General features: G+C 49.8%; 19 protein-coding genes. 11 read left to right on the forward strand and 8 right to left on the reverse strand.

Annotated elements, in window-relative coordinates; all coding sequences use genetic code 11:
• The first annotated feature begins 38 nt into the window (after positions 1 to 38).
• Positions 39 to 1517 (forward strand): phenylalanine--tRNA ligase subunit alpha, encoded by a 1479-nt coding sequence (locus FTO70_RS03460; RefSeq protein WP_255334295.1) that lies wholly within the window; start codon positions 39 to 41, stop codon positions 1515 to 1517.
• A gap of 96 nt (positions 1518 to 1613) precedes the next feature.
• Here the strand turns inward: FTO70_RS03460 and FTO70_RS03465 are convergent, their stop codons facing one another.
• Positions 1614 to 2480 carry a class I SAM-dependent methyltransferase gene (locus FTO70_RS03465; protein ID WP_255334296.1) on the reverse strand — a complete coding sequence of 289 codons (867 nt, stop codon included), beginning with the start codon at positions 2478 to 2480 and terminating at the stop codon, positions 1614 to 1616.
• Positions 2481 to 2573: 93 nt separating this feature from the next.
• On the opposite strand from FTO70_RS03465, the gene FTO70_RS03470 reads away from it, so the two are divergent.
• The 3 genes from FTO70_RS03470 (at position 2574) to FTO70_RS03480 (ending at position 4906) form a co-directional block, all read left to right on the forward strand.
• On the forward strand, positions 2574 to 3932 hold the full coding sequence (locus tag FTO70_RS03470) for an MFS transporter (RefSeq protein ID WP_255334297.1): 1359 nt from the start codon (positions 2574 to 2576) through the stop codon (positions 3930 to 3932).
• 222 nt (positions 3933 to 4154) lie between these two features.
• Positions 4155 to 4613 (forward strand): hypothetical protein, encoded by a 459-nt coding sequence (locus FTO70_RS03475; protein WP_255334298.1) that lies wholly within the window; start codon positions 4155 to 4157, stop codon positions 4611 to 4613.
• Between the two features lie 74 nt (positions 4614 to 4687).
• Positions 4688 to 4906 carry a PLDc N-terminal domain-containing protein gene (locus FTO70_RS03480; RefSeq protein ID WP_255334299.1) on the forward strand — a complete coding sequence of 73 codons (219 nt, stop codon included), beginning with the start codon at positions 4688 to 4690 and terminating at the stop codon, positions 4904 to 4906.
• Positions 4907 to 4963: 57 nt separating this feature from the next.
• On the opposite strand, the gene FTO70_RS03485 is transcribed toward FTO70_RS03480, so the two are convergent.
• From FTO70_RS03485 to FTO70_RS03505, 5 genes are all read right to left on the reverse strand, one after another.
• Entirely contained in the window at positions 4964 to 5545 is a 582-nt protein-coding gene (locus tag FTO70_RS03485) for a cytochrome c (protein WP_304364376.1), read from the reverse strand.
• 223 nt (positions 5546 to 5768) lie between these two features.
• The gene (locus FTO70_RS03490) at positions 5769 to 5921 is read right to left on the reverse strand and encodes a hypothetical protein (RefSeq protein WP_255334300.1); all 153 of its coding nucleotides are present in this window, start codon (positions 5919 to 5921) and stop codon (positions 5769 to 5771) included.
• 4 nt (positions 5922 to 5925) lie between these two features.
• Positions 5926 to 7851: a heavy metal translocating P-type ATPase gene (locus FTO70_RS03495; RefSeq protein ID WP_255334301.1), complete on the reverse strand. Its 1926-nt coding sequence runs from the start codon at positions 7849 to 7851 to the stop codon at positions 5926 to 5928.
• The gene (locus FTO70_RS03500; protein ID WP_255334302.1) at positions 7806 to 8003 is read right to left on the reverse strand and encodes a hypothetical protein; all 198 of its coding nucleotides are present in this window, start codon (positions 8001 to 8003) and stop codon (positions 7806 to 7808) included. Before FTO70_RS03500 ends, FTO70_RS03495 begins: the two co-directional genes overlap by 46 nt.
• Positions 8004 to 8238: 235 nt before the next feature.
• On the reverse strand, positions 8239 to 8523 hold the full coding sequence (locus FTO70_RS03505; RefSeq protein ID WP_369694324.1) for a DUF2892 domain-containing protein: 285 nt from the start codon (positions 8521 to 8523) through the stop codon (positions 8239 to 8241).
• A 144-nt stretch (positions 8524 to 8667) separates the two neighbouring features.
• Here FTO70_RS03505 and FTO70_RS03510 point away from each other — a divergent pair, with 144 nt between their 5' ends.
• Positions 8668 to 9942 carry a YcaO-related McrA-glycine thioamidation protein gene (locus FTO70_RS03510; protein ID WP_255334303.1) on the forward strand — a complete coding sequence of 425 codons (1275 nt, stop codon included), beginning with the start codon at positions 8668 to 8670 and terminating at the stop codon, positions 9940 to 9942.
• Positions 9939 to 10598 carry a TfuA-related McrA-glycine thioamidation protein gene (locus tag FTO70_RS03515; RefSeq protein WP_255334304.1) on the forward strand — a complete coding sequence of 220 codons (660 nt, stop codon included), beginning with the start codon at positions 9939 to 9941 and terminating at the stop codon, positions 10596 to 10598. The genes FTO70_RS03510 and FTO70_RS03515 overlap by 4 nt, the downstream gene beginning before the upstream one ends.
• A gap of 44 nt (positions 10599 to 10642) precedes the next feature.
• On the opposite strand, the gene FTO70_RS03520 is transcribed toward FTO70_RS03515, so the two are convergent.
• Positions 10643 to 10909 (reverse strand): hypothetical protein, encoded by a 267-nt coding sequence (locus FTO70_RS03520; protein WP_255334305.1) that lies wholly within the window; start codon positions 10907 to 10909, stop codon positions 10643 to 10645.
• A complete protein-coding gene (locus FTO70_RS03525; RefSeq protein WP_255334306.1) occupies positions 10906 to 11910 on the reverse strand; it encodes a hypothetical protein in 1005 nt (334 codons plus the stop codon). The genes FTO70_RS03520 and FTO70_RS03525 overlap by 4 nt, the downstream gene beginning before the upstream one ends.
• Positions 11911 to 12072: 162 nt before the next feature.
• On the opposite strand from FTO70_RS03525, the gene FTO70_RS03530 reads away from it, so the two are divergent.
• From FTO70_RS03530 to FTO70_RS03550, 5 genes are all read left to right on the forward strand, one after another.
• Positions 12073 to 12540: a universal stress protein gene (locus tag FTO70_RS03530; protein ID WP_369694321.1), complete on the forward strand. Its 468-nt coding sequence runs from the start codon at positions 12073 to 12075 to the stop codon at positions 12538 to 12540.
• A gap of 81 nt (positions 12541 to 12621) precedes the next feature.
• Positions 12622 to 13074 carry a universal stress protein gene (locus FTO70_RS03535; protein WP_255334307.1) on the forward strand — a complete coding sequence of 151 codons (453 nt, stop codon included), beginning with the start codon at positions 12622 to 12624 and terminating at the stop codon, positions 13072 to 13074.
• A 122-nt stretch (positions 13075 to 13196) separates the two neighbouring features.
• Complete coding sequence (locus FTO70_RS03540; RefSeq protein WP_255334308.1) at positions 13197 to 13634, forward strand: universal stress protein; 438 nt, start codon at positions 13197 to 13199, stop codon at positions 13632 to 13634.
• Between the two features lie 98 nt (positions 13635 to 13732).
• Positions 13733 to 14224 (forward strand): ferritin, encoded by a 492-nt coding sequence (locus tag FTO70_RS03545; protein WP_255334309.1) that lies wholly within the window; start codon positions 13733 to 13735, stop codon positions 14222 to 14224.
• A 534-nt stretch (positions 14225 to 14758) separates the two neighbouring features.
• Positions 14759 to 15208, forward strand: coding sequence for a hypothetical protein (locus FTO70_RS03550; protein ID WP_255334310.1), 450 nt, complete (start codon positions 14759 to 14761; stop codon positions 15206 to 15208).
• The last annotated feature ends 108 nt before the right edge of the window (positions 15209 to 15316 follow it).

Below are 15316 nucleotides of genomic sequence, written 5' to 3' on the forward strand. Positions count from 1 at the left end.
TCTTAAATTTTCAGGAATATCAGGATGGGATCACAACCATGAGTACCCAGGACAACCTCACAATTAACGAGAAAAAGGTTTTGCTTGCCCTTCAGGAACTGGGAGCTGCAGCCCCCGATGAACTGGAAAAGAAATCCGGGCTGCAGGTAGATGCGGCAATGCAGGCAGCCTTCCTGCTAGAGGAAAAGGAGCTTGCATCCGTTTCCGAAACAGTGTTCGAGCGCTATGCCCTTACGAAGGAAGGGATAACGTATACAGAAACAGGGCTTCCGGAACGCCAGATTATTGACTCCCTGGAAGGCCCGACCCCCCTTGAAGAACTGAAGAGCCGCTTTTCCCCGCAGATGGTAGGGATTGCAACCGGCTGGCTCGTGAAGAAAGGGTGGGCAAAAATCGAAAACGGGGCAATGGTGCCCATAGGACACGCCCCTGCAGGCCGGGACGAAGAGACCCTTGCAGCTTTCGGAGGCCAGGCAAAGACCCTTGAGGAACTTGCCGCAGACCAGGGGACCGTAAAAGACCTCCTCAAGAGAAAACTCGTCATAAAGCACGAGGAAAAATTCAGGACCGTTTCCATTACGGACGCCGGCCGTGCCCTTGCAGCCGAAGGGCTTGTGCTTGAAGAGGAGATCGCCCAGCTTACACCCGACTTACTTAAGAGCGGGGCCTGGAAAGAAAAGAAGTTCAGGCCCTACAGGCTCGATATCACCCCAAAACCCCTCTACGGGGCCAAGATCCACCCCTACAGGCGCCTTATCGAGCAGATGCGCCAGATCTTCCTGGAAATGGGCTTTACCGAGATCAAAGGCGGCATCATCCAGAGCTCTTTCTGGAACTTTGACGCCCTCTTCCAGCCCCAGGACCACCCTGCAAGGGACATGCAGGACACCTTCCACCTGGGCAGCACCACCCCCCTGCCCCTGGAATACGCCGACAAAGTAGGGGCAATGCACGAGTGCGGAGGAGACATCGACTCCTGCGGCTGGAAAGGGAAATGGGACAGGGAACTTCCTGAAAAGAATGTGCTCCGGACCCACACAACCGCAGTCACCATAAAATACCTTGCCGACAACCCGGAGCCCCCGGTAAAAGCCTTCTGCATCGACCGGGCCTACCGCAGGGAAACAATCGACCCCACCCATACCCCCGAATTCGAGCAGCTAGAAGGCGTGGTCATGGACAAGGACATGTCCTTTGCCGACCTCCTGGGCCTGCTTTCCGAATTCTACCACAGGATGGGCTTTGAAGAAGTCCGCTTCCGCCCCGGTTACTTCCCCTACACCGAACCGAGCGTCGAGCCCGAAGTCTACGTCGACGGCCTTGGCTGGGTGGAACTAGGAGGCGCAGGCGTCTTCAGGAAAGAAGTCACGGAACCCTTCGGGATCAAGGAACCCGTCCTTGCCTGGGGGCTCGGGGTCAGCCGCCTCGCCATGCTGAAACTGGGGCTTAAAGACCTCAGGCTGCTCTACCAGTCCGACATCGACTGGCTCAGAAAGAGTGAAGTTTGCAGGATTTAAACCTTAAAGCCATTCATGGGCTGTAAAAACTGCCTGTTCCAGCCCGCAGGCACTTTCTTTTTCACATTTTTTGATTGCCCACGACCAGGTGGTTGACTACACTTTCTCCGCATAGACTATCCGTTCGACCGGCGTGGAGGCAAGCTCCCGACCTGTCGGCTTAATATACCGCCCTGCAAGTTCCTCGTAACCGACGTGCTCGACTACCTTCCAGCCGTACTCCTTGAGAAAATCCGGCCACTCTTCCGGGTCCAGCCCGAAAAGCCAGATTTTTCCCTTCACGTACTTTTTATAGATATTCTCCCAGTCGTACATGACCCGGCCATCGAGAAAGTCTTTGCGAATATATGTGAAAACCAGGCGGCTGCCGCGCTCGGCCTTAGCCAGAAAATCAAAGCTGTTCCGGACACCGGTTTCAGTCAGGTACTGCGTAACCGCCTCCAGAATGAAAAACGTCCGCTTATCCGCAGAGTAGCCGTACGATGCCAGAACGGGGCCCAATTCTTCGCGGTCGAAGTCTATTGGCACAAGCCTGACATGGGACGGGACTGCTCCGAACAACTTACACAGCCGGGTCTGCTTGGACTCAATGTTTTCAGGCTGGTCGACTTCCCAGACTGGCATGTTAGATAGAGCCGGCAGCCGGTATGACCTGGTGTCAAAGCCCGCACCCAGGTTCACGACCGCGTTAACCTGATTGGCCGACTCGATCAGCTTCTCATCTATGTATCTTTTTCTGCACAGCATACCACCCCAGAGACCGGGAGTGTCATTCCCGGTAACTCGGATCATCCAGGCCCTGAACGACTTAAACCGCATCAGCCATACGAGAGATCTCAGGCCTAACGGAAGTATTCGATAGGCCAGGTCATCTTCAATGATGCGTTGCTTCGCAGGAAAATATTGTTCAATAGCAACCAGTGCTGTTGGACTCACACCTGTTTTAGCTGCAGCTTCTGTCATGATGCTACTCCTGTTAATCTAATATGTAGCCAATAATAGGTAAACTGCTATCCTGGTAAACTGTTATCTGGGGAAACCGGGAAATATTAGCTGATGAAAGGGAAAACTGCAAGTCCGGACCCCGGAAAAAACCCGGAAAAAGACCCGGAAACCCCTGCCGGGGAAAATATCTCCCTCCTTCCCCTCCTTGCCGTCAACTTCATAGGGACCCTGGGCTTCAGCATCGTGCTCCCTTTTCTGGTTTTCCTGGTGGAAAGGTTCGGGGGCAATGCTTTTGTCTACGGGCTGGTAAGTTCCATGTACCCGGCTTTCCAGCTGATAGGAGCCCCGGTCCTGGGCAGGTGGTCCGACATCTACGGGCGGAAAAAGGTCCTGCTCTTGAGCCAGCTCGGGACTTTGCTTTCCTGGATTATCTTTCTTATAGCCCTGTTTTTGCCTGTCCTGCCCCTCATGGATGTGGATTCGGAACTCCTGGGGGCTTTTGTCCTCACCCTGCCAATGGCAGTGCTTTTCTGCGCCAGGGCCTTTGACGGGCTTACGGGCGGCAACGTGTCTGTTGCCAACGCTTATCTGGCCGACGTTACCGAAGAAAAGGACAGGAACAAAAACTTCGGGAAAATGTCCATCTCCACAAACCTGGGGTTTATAATCGGGCCTGCCCTTGCAGGGCTCTTGAGCGTGACCCGGTACGGGGACGCCGCCCCGGTGCTGGGGGCAGTCATCATTTCCATTGCAGGGACCCTCCTGATAATCTTCCGCGTCCCGGAGCCCGGGGAATGTTCCCTTGCAGGGCCTGCCGAGCCAAAAAACGTGCGAAAAGTGTTCGGCTACCAGATAAAGGAGTGCGGGACCGTAAGGGAAGTAAAAAAACCGGGCTTAAGGGAAGTTTTGAAAATCCCTCATATCCCCTACATCCTGGGCCTATACTTCCTGATTTTTCTCGGGTTCAACCTCTTTTACACGGCTTTTCCCCTGCACGCTATTGCGGTGCTGGACTGGGGCATTGCGGAGATGGGCGTCTACTTCACGGTCCTGAGCTCCCTGCTGGTAATCGTGCAGGGCCCTGTGCTTTCAAGGGTCTCGAAAAGGCATTCCGACGCTTCGCTTGTAATCTTCGGAAGCCTGATGCTGGGCACAAACTTCTTGCTGCTTATCCCGGGAGACTTTTTCCTGACCTACATTGCAGCCGTATTCTTTGCGCTGGGCGACGGGCTCATGTGGCCCTCCTTCCTCTCCATGATATCAAAACTTGCAGGGAAAAGCTACCAGGGCACGGTCCAGGGTTTTGCCAGCAGTTTCGGGGGCCTTGCCAGCATCACCGGGCTGATCCTGGGGGGGCTTTTATACGAAGTGCTGGCAGGAGGAGCCTTTCTGATTGCGGGCCTCATAATCTACACCGTATTCCTGCTCAATTTCAGGCTAAGGGGTTTTGAAAAAAGCCTGAAGGCTTAAACCCAGGGAAAGACAGGGAGCAATTTCGGACCCGTATCAGGTTCAGACAGAAATATGGTTTAAAACGAAAGAAGGTTCAGACAGAAATCAGGTTCAGACCATAAAATTAAGACCGTAAAGTTAAGACCGTAAAGTTAAGATCGAAATAAGGTTCAAAAAGAACACGAAATTTAGACAGACTTTTATGTTTTAAATTCAAAAAAGGAATTACGGAGACTTAAAATGGAGAATCTCACAAAACTACTCACGGCTGTTCTCCTTATAGTGGCAGCAGGAATAATCGGGGCAATAGTTGTTTTCAATCCCCCGGACGGACCCGGGGAAGGGGGCGCCAGGCAGACAGCATCCATCTGGGGAGAAAGTACTCTCGACGCGTTCGTAAGTGAATCCGAAGATTATGAAGACCATTTCGTATTCAGATATATCCCGAGAAACCCTAATGCAACCATTGACTGTTACATGAGCTACGCATTCGAGGAAGACGGGAACACCCTGGAAAGTGCGGATAATAAATATTACGACGGAGTTTCGGCGGAAAACCCTATTGTGTTCGAATTCCCCAGAAAGAAGGGCTCAACATACAAACTTGAGGTCACGATCAAAGACAACAGCGGGATAACCCTGCATAAAAGCGGGCTTGAGATCTATCCCCAAACCGAAGGGCACGAAATTGAGCAGTGAGGAAAAAACAAACAGTTTAACTCCTTTCGGTCGCATAAACCTGATAACAATTTTCAGTTAAGGGGATCGATAAAATGTTCGGGAATTCGTTTATTTTCCTTATTTTTGGCTTTATCTACCTTCTTTCCTTCATCCTCTGGATATGGACCCTTATCGACTGCGTGAAGAAGGAGACGGATAAAGGGAACACACGCCTGATCTGGGTCATAATTATTGTTTTTACCTACATCGTCGGGGCATTTATCTACTACCTCATCCGCCGCCCGAAAAGGATTCAGGAACTCGGGAAGTAAATACAAAAGGCAATGGAAGGACAGTACAAAAAGTAAAAAAAAGAGAGGGTTTGCCCCTCAAAGGGTTTTCAGGTACTCCAGCAGGTCGTTAAGGTCGCTGTCCGACATATCCCACCTGGGCATTGTCAGGTCAAGAGGCTCGCCCGCAGGGTCAATACCTTCCCGGATTGCCCGCTTGATGGTCTCGTCCGTGTAAGGAGGGTGTTCTTCTTCCCCTTCTTCTTCGTGTTCTTCCGAAGTCAGGGTCTCATAGCGGATGTCCGAGGGAACTGCAAAGCCCATCATCACCGGAAAACCTCCTTTCCCGTCCGTCCCGTGGCAGTTGACACAGCTACCCCCATGGACGTACAGCCACCTGGGACCATATTCGATTTTTATCAGGGACCCACTTTCATTGTACCCTGTATAATATATCAGGTCCCCGTTTGATTCGAAATCACTCTTTCTGTAGGGAGGATACCCGCCTCCCGGATACATCATGCCCCCTCCCGGATACATCATGCCCCCCTGCCCCGGATAAAATCCCTGCTGCCCGTTAGGACCGGTTATGGAGCCGAAAGAACCCCACATGGCCCCGAACATGAAAATGATGATTCCTATCCCTGCAAGTACCAGCACCAGCAGGATTACAATTATCAAGCTGTGTTTGTTCTCTGATTCCGCGATATTACCACCCCTTCAAACCCTCAGAATCTTAATTTACTTCCACTTATCTCCTTTTCAGTTACTCTCCCCAACTTACCTTCCTTTCACTTGATTTCCCAACTTACCTTCCCTTCACTTGATTTCCCAACTTACCTTCCCTTCACTTGATTTCCCAACTTGCCTTCCCTTCACTTATTCTCCCCAATTTACCTTCCTTTCACGTATTCTCCTCACTTATCTTCTCGTCACCTTTTCTCTTTTCCCGGTATTTCCCTGCCTTTTGGGCGTACTTCTTAAAAATACGGGCCCATGCGTAAACCAGCAAAAGAAATGTAAGGAGCTTTTTCAGTTTGAAAATTATACCCAGCATCCGATCACCCCATCTTCAGTGCCCTTGCGTTTATGGACACTATCACCGTGCTAAGGCTCATGAGCACCGCCCCTGCAGCCGGGCTGAGCAGGATTCCGTATCCGTAGAGGACCCCAGCTGCGAGGGGGATTGCAAAAACGTTGTACCCGGTTGCCCAGAGGAGGTTCTGGAACATCTTGGAATAGGTCTTTTTTGAGAGCATTATAATGTCCAGCACATCCCCGGGGTCATTCCTGACCAGGACGATGTCGGCGGTCTCGATAGCAACGTCCGTCCCGGCTCCTATCGCGATTCCCACATCAGCCTGCGCAAGGGCAGGGGCGTCGTTGACCCCGTCCCCGACCATCCCGGTGATGTAGTGCTTCTGCACCTCCTTTACTTTAGCTGCTTTTTCATGGGGAAGCACTTCGGCAAAGTAGTCGTCAAGCTCCAGCTCCTCTGCTACCCAGGCAGCCACATAGCGGTTGTCCCCGGTAAGCATCAGGCACTTTATGCCCATGGACTTCAGCTTTGAGACAGCTTCCCTCGACTCTTTTCGGACCATGTCGGCAAGCGCAAGGGCTCCGAGCACCTTTTTCCCTTCAAGCAGGAAGACAACGGTTTTTCCCTGCTCCTTGATTATTCCAATTTCGGCTGCCTCAAGCCGGATTCCTTCCTCTTCCAGGTAGCCAGGGCTTACGACCAGAAGCTTTTTTCCTTCCACAAGCCCCTCTACCCCTTTTCCGGGAATGGAACTGAACCCCTCAACAGGCAGGGTTTTCAGCCCCTTTTCCCTGGCGGTATCCAGGATTCCCGCTGCAATCGGATGTTCCGAACTGGCTTCCAGGGAAGCTGCAAGGCTGAGGATTTTGCCATTATCTTCTCCTGAAACCGAAACTATATCCGTGACCCCGAACCTGCCTTCCGTGAGAGTCCCGGTCTTGTCAAAGATCACGGCTTCAAGGTTCCGCGCCCGCTCAAACGCCTGCCTGTCCCGGATAAGGAGCCCGGACTTTGCGGCAAGGGACGTGGAAACCGCAACCACGAGAGGAATTGCAAGCCCGAGGGCGTGCGGGCAGGTGATGACCATTACCGTAACCGCCCTTTCCAGGGCAAAAACGAATTCCTGCCCGAAGAAAAGCCAGGCAGCCAGCGTGATTATGCCCACACTCACTGCGATTATTGTCAGGTAGAGCGCAGCCCTGTTTGCAAGGTCCTGGGTTTTTGATTTGCTTTCCTGGGCTGTCCTTACGAGTTCGATGACCTGGCTCAGGTAGGTGTCTTTCCCGGTTTTTTTGACCTCCGCCACGAAAGCCGCCTCCCCGTTAAGGGAGCCGCCAATGACTTCGTCTCCGGGTTTTTTGGTGACGGGTTTTGACTCTCCCGTAAGCATGGCTTCGTTTACGCTGCTCGTCCCCCCGGAAACCGTCCCGTCCACAGGCACCTTTTCCCCGGGCTTGACCAGCACCAGGTCCCCTATTTTCAGCCTGGCCACCTCAACGTCAACTGTCTCCCCATTTTTTTTCAGGTGGGCAACCGACGGCATGATCTTCACGAGTTCCTCAAGCGCCCTTGAAGCCCCCATCACGGAACGCATCTCAAGCCAGTGCCCCAGGAGCATCACGTCTATCAGGGTCACAAGTTCCCAGAAAAAGACCTTCCCCTGCAGCCCGAAGACCACAGCCGAACTGTAAAAATAAGCCACCGTGATTGCAATCGCAATCAGGGTCATCATACCAGGCGTTTTTTCTGCAAACTCGTCTTTCATCCCCTTGAGAAACGGGTAGCCGCCGTAGAAATAAACAACAGAAGACAGCAGGAAGAGCAGGATATTGGAACCAGGGAAACGGAATTCAAAGCCCAAAAAACCCTGGATTGCCGGAGAAAGCACCAGGACAGGGATGGTCAGGATAAAAGAAACAATGAACCTTTTCCTGAAATCTGCGAGCATATGGGCATGATGGCTACTGTGCCCCTTTCCATGAGACGGGCCGTGCCCTTCGTGCTCATCTTCATGCGCCCCCCCATGTTCTTTATGAGCAGACCCATGCCCTTCATGCTGCCCTTCTTCATGAGCTTTATGAGCAGATCCATGCCCCTCATGCTGTTCTTCTTTACGGGTTACATGAGCCGGACTGTGCTCTTCATTCTGAGTTTCCTTATGTGCTCCATGAGCGGCTTTATTTCCCTCATTTTGCACGTCGCCGGTCTATTTATGGGCCTGACCAGGGCTTTCCTGCTGCTCATTCACTTCATTAGTATGGAAATCAGGACCCTCTACTCCCTTCTCAGCCTGCATACTTTGCTGTCCCCTCTCGATTTTAATTTAAAATACCGATTATTTTTTTGCGGTGTTGATCCCCAGGATAACATATGGAGAGCAGTGCCGCATTATCGAGGTAAACAGTCCTGTAAAAGCTATCACGGCAACGACCCATTTCAATGGAGAACTTTTCACAAGGTTCATTGCCAGAGCAATGATTGCAAGTACCCCCAGCGCCGTTCGCACAAGGAGGTCAAAACCCCCTACATTTTCTTCCAGAATTAATTTTTTAAGATTCGTCGGACAAAACCCCCTTATAAACCCTATTACATACTTATAGAACCCTTCACTATATAGGATTAATTCAGCTTATCAAAAAAGCCCTCGGGATAAAACATCTCAGGAAAAATAAGGGAAAAACGTCCTGGAAAGTTTCATACTTCTCCCATAATTCTTCCGGAAAAATCACAAAGTATATAATAGGAAAAAGGAAGGTTTCTAATTATGTCCGAGATAAAAATTGACAGGTCCCTCTCATATATAGAAGGCACCCAGCGCGTATATGACGAGGCCACAACCCTGGAAAACACGAAAGACCATTTAAAGAGCATAGGTGTGACCCGGATTGCGGACATCACGAACCTGGACAGGCTCGGAATCCCGGTCTTTTCGGCAATCCGGCCCAGTGCAGCCTATGGGGCAATCTCCATCTACTCCGGAAAAGGCTCAACCGAACAGAGGGCCCGGATTTCGGCAATCATGGAAAGTTTTGAGCGCTGCCTGGCTGAAAGGGCAGGCATGAACGCAAATATCAGGAGCGACATTTCCTCCCCCACCCTTGTCGATACTGTAGACAAAGCTGGAAATAGTTACAGCATAGTCCCCCCGGAGTCCCTTCTCCTTCCCCAGCCGCTTATTCCGGGTGCTCTGATTGACTGGGTTACGGCATACGATTTGCTGAACAAAGAAGAAGTGCTTGTAAGCGCCAATGCGGTTTTCCACCCTTACGAAGCCCCTAACATGTGCCAGAAACTTTTCCTGAGCAACACCAACGGGCTGGCCTCCGGAAACGTGCTCGAAGAAGCCATTCTCCACGGGATGCTTGAAGTCATCGAAAGAGACGCTATCAGCGCTGCCCACTTTTCCCGGGACATGGGAAAAGAAATCGTGCTGACGGAAGAAGACGGGTACGTCTACGAGCTTGCCCGGAAGTTCAAAGAAGAAGGGATAGAGCTCAAACTCTGGCTGGTCCCCACGGACACCGGAATCCCGACGGTGATTGCGGCAAGCGATGACGTGAAACTGAAAGACCCGGCCCTCATGGTCATGGGGGCAGGTTCCCACCTTAAACCCGAGATTGCAGTTGCCAGGGCCATTACGGAAGCTGCCCAGTCCAGGGTCGTCCAGATCCAGGGCGCAAGGGAAGATACCGCAAGAGAAGGCTTTATCCGGGACGTAGGGTACGAAAGGATGAAGCGCCTGAACTGGTTCTGGTTCGAAGAAGGGGAGAAAGTTTCCCTCTCCGAAGTGCAGGACCTCTCCCGGGGAAGCCCTGCCGAAAACATCGATGCGATCCTGGAGAATCTCAAAGGCATTGCAGGGAGGGTGCTTGTAGTGGACCTCTCGAGGGAAGAAATTGCAGTGCCCGTTGTCAGGGTGATCATCCCCGGCTTTGAACTCTTTACCATCGACTCAGAACGCAGAGGAAGAAGGCTTGCATCAGGAAAGAAGAAAAATTCCTTCCGGGACAAAAGCGAAAAGCCGTGGAAAAGAAGATGAAAGCAAAAGCAGTGGTCTTTGCCGGCTCAAGCATCAGCCACGAGGAAGCCAGGACAATCCTTACGGCAAACTACCAGCCCCCGGTAAAAAGATTCCAGCTGGAAAAGTTTGTCCGGCAGGGGTATAAAGTCATAGGGATAATCGACGGGATCTTCTTTGACAGGGCAGCTGTCGGGCACAGGGAGATCATAGCCGCCCTGGATGCCGGGATCAAAGTGGTAGGGGGCTCGAGCATGGGAGCCCTCCGGGCCTCGGAACTGGACTCCCACGGGATGATCGGAGTCGGGAAAATTTACGGGTGGTACCGGGACGGGGTAATCGAGTCCGACGACGAGGTAGCCGTAAGCACGAACCCCGATACCTTCGAGTCCATCTCCATACCCCTTGTCAATATGAGGGAAAACCTGCAAGCAGCCCTTGCCGCAGGGCTGGTCACCGAAGAAGAGCACGGCTCCCTCCTTAAACTTGCAATCAACACCTACTACCCTGACAGGAGCTATCTCGGGCTTGTAAAAGAAGGGGTTAAAAAGGGCCTTATCCCGGAAGAAAAAGGAGTCCCCCTTCGGGACTTTTGCATTAAGAGCGGAGTTGACGTAAAAAAGGAAGACGCGGTCCTTGTACTCGAAACCGTAAAAAAATTACTTGGAGAGGCCTGAAATTCAGGCCCCTTCCAGCCCTGGTTTCAAATCTTTTTGCGTACTCAGCGCTTCAGGATGTACAGCCTGATGATGTAAAGGCTTGCGACCAGGACTAAAAAGTTATACACTGCCCTGAAAATGGGGACGTACTGGTACTCGAACCACATCTCAATTATCCGCTCGATAGAGAAGTAGAACTGGAAGGTTGCCACAAGCAGGAGCAGCATGGCAATCAGAAACACTCCTTTTTTGAAGTTATCTCCCAGGTCTGAAGTTTTTTCCTCTTTTCCCCCGGCCATCCCTGCCTTAATGTCTTCTGCCTCATTCATCTAAACCGCCTCCTGGACATGAAAAGTACTGCAGAGCACATCAGAACTGCGGAAAAGAACATGCCAAATCCTGGAGTAGCCTCTTCTTCTGCGGCGTATTCATCTTCAGGGATCGGCTCCCTCTCTTCACTGCTTTCGAAATCGCTTGTCTCGATCTTCCGGACTGCCGTATTGGAATCGTCCTTGACCTTGATTTTCGGGCTAAGCTGGATGTAGTCCTCCCCGCGCTTGACAACTGTATCGTTGTTCCAGATCAGGACTTCAACTACGTAGTTGTACTGGTCGGGCATTGTAAGGTTGACACTCCTGATGACCGTTGTCTGGGGCCTGATTTTTCCGGTCCCGGTCCAGACCTTATCGGCCAGGAGCCCGGCATCCATCTCCCGGACCTTGACAAGCATCCGGAAGTCCTGGCTGGTCTCCATGCCCTCATTTGTCAGGTAGATGTCGTTTTCAATCAGGACTTTTCCGTTTTCGACCTTCCTTACCTGAAAGTCCATTTCGGAAATCTCAAGCCCTATGTCCTCCAGGTCGGCAGGAAGGGCATCCAGGTTGTAAACCTTGATTTCCCCGCTACCCTTCTGGGTTTTTTCTTCAAACAGGACGGAACGGAGCTCGTATCCCCCGGTTTTCGGGAGGCTCAGGGCCTGGCTTACAGCTTTTGTTTCCCCTTTTTCAAATGTCCCGAGTTCCACTTTCTTCTCCACCTCAAGGAGTCCGCTCTCCCTGTTGTAAGCCTTGAGGAGAAGGGAAGTGTTTTTCTCCGTATCCCCGTGATATTTTTCAACGTAAGTCGTGACGTTAAGGTCTACAAAAGCAGCCCCTACACGGTCTGCAGAAATGTCCATATCCCTGATATTGTAGTAACTTTCTTCTTCAAAACTCCGGAGGCAGCCGCTCCCGGATGTGAAAGCCAGGAGAACGGACATAAGTATAAGGATCCTGAAAAACCGGATTCCGAGTGATTTGGTTCTGAGTGATTTGATTTCCTGTTTTCCCAAAATCTGCCCTCCTCTTTCAAAATAGGTATAAGAAGTATATACTATTTATGCCGAAATGCGTATGTCAATCTGCACCGGGAAATTTAGAGGATGAAAATTATTAATATGGATGCACCAATATTCAAATAAGGGGCTTAAAAAAGGAAAGGTGCTTAAAATACAGTGGGGGACCAGAGTACGGACAGGGAACTTTATAACAAAATCATGATTGCTACCGACGGTTCTGAAAGTGCAAAAAAAGCAGCAGATGCCGGAATTGAGTTCGCCCGCCTGAGCAGGGCAAAAGTCCACGCAGCTTATGTTATAGACACTTCTGCTTATTCATCGGTCCCGAAAGACCCGAGATGGGAAGATGTCATGTATGAACAGTTCAGGAATTTCGGGCTTGAAGCAACCTCTTATGTGGAAAACACGGGAAAAAGGGCAGGGGTAGAGGTTGAATCCGTGCTTCTCGAAGGGCATCCGGCTGAAGAAATAGTCAACTTTGCGGAAAAAAACGGGATTGAACTGATAGTTATAGGATCGCTCGGAAAAAGCAGGATCGAACGCTTCCTTATAGGCAGCGTGTCCGAAAAAGTCGTCAGGAACGCAAAAGTTTCGGTCCTGATCGTCCGCGACCAGAGTACATGAGAAACAAAACCCCGGTAGCGGGGGTTAGAGGGGAATGGAAGATCAAAAATCCGGTTGGAAGGGACCGGAGGGGGAAAAGGCATGAAAAGCGACTATTACAAAAAAATCCTTATTGCTACTGATGGCTCGGAAAATGCCAGACAGGCAATAAGAGCGGGGATGGAAATTGCAAGGTTAAGCCAGGCAAAGGTCTATGCTCTCTATGTCATGGATACAACCGTGCATTCTCTGGTTAGGGGAGATGACAGATGGAAAAAAACAATGGACGAACAGTTTAAAACCCAGGGACTTGAAGCAACCGTTGCAGTGGAAGAAGCTGCAAAAGAAGCAGGAATTGAGGTTGAATTCGTAACCTTTGAAGGGCGCCCGGCTGAAAAAATTCTCAGTTTTGCAGAAGAACAGGACATGGATATGATTGTTGTAGGATCGCTCGGAAAAACCGATATTGAGCGATTCCTGCTCGGGAGTGTGTCCGAAAAAGTCGTGAGGAACACAAAGGTCCCGGTCCTGGTCGTACCCGGGAAGAGCTCCTGAAAAACCAGAAACCGGAAAAAACCGAAGCCCGGAGAAAATCGAAATCCGGAAAAAAACCAAAACCAGGAAAAAAATCGAAACCCGGAAAAAACCGGAATCAAGAAAGTTACAGGGGGTAGAATATGAAACGAAAGCCCTACAGGAAAATCTTAATTGCAACCGACGGCTCGGAAAACGCAAGAAGTGCAGCCTGTTCGGGGCTTGAAATCGCAAAAAAGACCGGCGCAGAGGTCTATGCCGTATACGTTGCAGCCACTGGCTGCTGTTCTCCTCTGATGCCCGAAAGCTACGACTGGGAACTTGGAAAAGAGGGAAGTGAGGCGGTCGCGGAGATAGAGGAGATGGGAAAAGAAGCAGGAGTTCCGGTAAAAGCCGTCCTTCTACAGGGACACCCTGCCCTGGAAATCCTGAATTTTGCAGAAAAAAATGACGTTGATATGATAGTAATGGGAACGCAGGGAAAAGCCGGAGTCGACCGCTTCCTGCTGGGCGGAGTTACGGAAAAGGTCGTGAGGCATGCAAAAACAGAGGTGCTTGTCGTGCGCGCGCCCTGCTCCTGAAAAAGTAAATTTTCTGGAAAGAATCAATTGAAAGAATCAATTGAAAGAATCAATTGAAAGATCCATTAAGGAATCCATTAATCAGATGGGGGAAAGCAATGCTGAATGCAAAGATGGAAAAAGCACTGAACGAACAGGTCAACAAAGAAATATACTCCGCATACCTGTACCTGGCAATGTCAGCGTACTGTTCATACCGGGGACTTGCCGGTTTTGCCAGGTGGTTCAAAGTCCAGTATGGAGAAGAAACTGAACATGCAGGCAAGATCTACAAATATCTTGTTGAACAGGGAGCCCGGGTGGAACTTGAGGCTATTGAAAAACCTCCCACCGAGTTTGGGACGCCCCTGGAAATGTTTGAAAAAACCCTTGCCCACGAACAGTTCATAACCCGCTCAATCCGGGAACTCCTCGAACAGGCTGTAGCGGAAAAAGACTATGCCACGAGCATCTTCCTGCAGTGGTTTGTGGCAGAACAGGTAGAAGAAGAAGCAAACGACAACGCTATCATTGCAAAACTCAAACTTGCAGGAGAAGACGGGGCAGCCCTTCTCGTTGTTGACAGCGAGCTTGGAAAGAGGGGGCATTAATCAAAGCCTGCTGCACGGTGGAATGCTTGAAGTAAAAACATTTTATTCTTTTTTGTAAGATTCTAATAAAGTTGATATTATTCCAAAATACCCGTAATGATATCTACAGGCATTTCTTTTCCTGCACTTCCATGCTGTTGGACCTGCCCGAATCCTGTGTATAAAAAAAAGCGAAGATACCATTCTTTTATAGATTTCTTTTTATTCCTTTTGAGGAGGCGCCGCCAGGCAATCTAGCGGGCATACTTTATAGTGTTTAGATTGAAAAGAGGTTTCCGGGACCAAGAGAAGAATTCCTCGCACTAGGAGGGGTATTTCCCTATAGCATTCAGGGCCTTAAAGAAGCATAAAGCTCCGACAGATATATTTTTCTTGGCTTGCAGGCCAGATACAGCCGAATTCGATGCGAGAAATAAACGTAAGTCTAAAAAATCGTTAACTTTTTGATCAAATAAAACACTTTATGTTTTTAATATCTGTTTACAACTCAATAATTAAAGGACTATGAATATGGAGAAAACTTGCTTTATTATAATGCCAATCGGCACTCAAAAATATGGGAATATAGAAGTTTCAGCTCAAGAGCTCAAAGATAAGTACACAGATCTAATATCAGAAGCAATAAAGATTGCAAACCCTTCACTAAAAATCATAAGGGCCGATGAAATTCCAGATCAAGGTACAATAACAGATCAAATTATCGAATTATTAACTAACTGTCGATACGTAGTAGCTGACATCACTCATCCTAACCCAAATGTTTATTATGAACTTGGGGTAAGACATGCTTCTCGGCCCGGTACAATTTTAATTAAAGAGAAAAGTAATGCTCAAGCTCCTTTTGACATATCACAGTTACGTCATATAGAATATGAAAATACTCCAACCGGCTTGAAAAAGTTGTCAAGCGATTTAAAGAAGAAATTCGAATGGTATGAGAAAAATCCAGAGAAATATGATAATACCCTGCCTTCGGCAGGTTAACGTAATTAGAGATAGATATTTTCATATTTCTCTCCCATGAGCCTCAGTATCTTCCAGTGAATATCCTCCATATTCAATATTTCTGACTCTATTTCTTCTTCATTATGA

The sequence above is a fragment of the Methanosarcina sp. KYL-1 genome (genome assembly GCF_024372725.1).
Taxonomy (GTDB): domain Archaea; phylum Halobacteriota; class Methanosarcinia; order Methanosarcinales; family Methanosarcinaceae; genus Methanosarcina.

What these genes read in the sequence shown, in the direction of transcription:
- FTO70_RS03460 (WP_255334295.1), top strand. Translation starts at nt 39, where the DNA reads ATGAGTACCCAGGACAACCTCACAATTAACGAGAAAAAGGTTTTGCTT.
- FTO70_RS03465 (WP_255334296.1), bottom strand. Translation starts at nt 2,480, where the DNA reads ATGACAGAAGCTGCAGCTAAAACAGGTGTGAGTCCAACAGCACTGGTT.
- FTO70_RS03470 (WP_255334297.1), top strand. Translation starts at nt 2,574, where the DNA reads ATGAAAGGGAAAACTGCAAGTCCGGACCCCGGAAAAAACCCGGAAAAA.
- FTO70_RS03475 (WP_255334298.1), top strand. Translation starts at nt 4,155, where the DNA reads ATGGAGAATCTCACAAAACTACTCACGGCTGTTCTCCTTATAGTGGCA.
- FTO70_RS03480 (WP_255334299.1), top strand. Translation starts at nt 4,688, where the DNA reads ATGTTCGGGAATTCGTTTATTTTCCTTATTTTTGGCTTTATCTACCTT.
- FTO70_RS03490 (WP_255334300.1), bottom strand. Translation starts at nt 5,921, where the DNA reads ATGCTGGGTATAATTTTCAAACTGAAAAAGCTCCTTACATTTCTTTTG.
- FTO70_RS03495 (WP_255334301.1), bottom strand. Translation starts at nt 7,851, where the DNA reads ATGCTCGCAGATTTCAGGAAAAGGTTCATTGTTTCTTTTATCCTGACC.
- FTO70_RS03500 (WP_255334302.1), bottom strand. Translation starts at nt 8,003, where the DNA reads ATGAGGGGCATGGATCTGCTCATAAAGCTCATGAAGAAGGGCAGCATG.
- FTO70_RS03510 (WP_255334303.1), top strand. Translation starts at nt 8,668, where the DNA reads ATGTCCGAGATAAAAATTGACAGGTCCCTCTCATATATAGAAGGCACC.
- FTO70_RS03515 (WP_255334304.1), top strand. Translation starts at nt 9,939, where the DNA reads ATGAAAGCAAAAGCAGTGGTCTTTGCCGGCTCAAGCATCAGCCACGAG.
- FTO70_RS03520 (WP_255334305.1), bottom strand. Translation starts at nt 10,909, where the DNA reads ATGAATGAGGCAGAAGACATTAAGGCAGGGATGGCCGGGGGAAAAGAG.
- FTO70_RS03535 (WP_255334307.1), top strand. Translation starts at nt 12,622, where the DNA reads ATGAAAAGCGACTATTACAAAAAAATCCTTATTGCTACTGATGGCTCG.
- FTO70_RS03540 (WP_255334308.1), top strand. Translation starts at nt 13,197, where the DNA reads ATGAAACGAAAGCCCTACAGGAAAATCTTAATTGCAACCGACGGCTCG.
- FTO70_RS03545 (WP_255334309.1), top strand. Translation starts at nt 13,733, where the DNA reads ATGCTGAATGCAAAGATGGAAAAAGCACTGAACGAACAGGTCAACAAA.
- FTO70_RS03550 (WP_255334310.1), top strand. Translation starts at nt 14,759, where the DNA reads ATGCCAATCGGCACTCAAAAATATGGGAATATAGAAGTTTCAGCTCAA.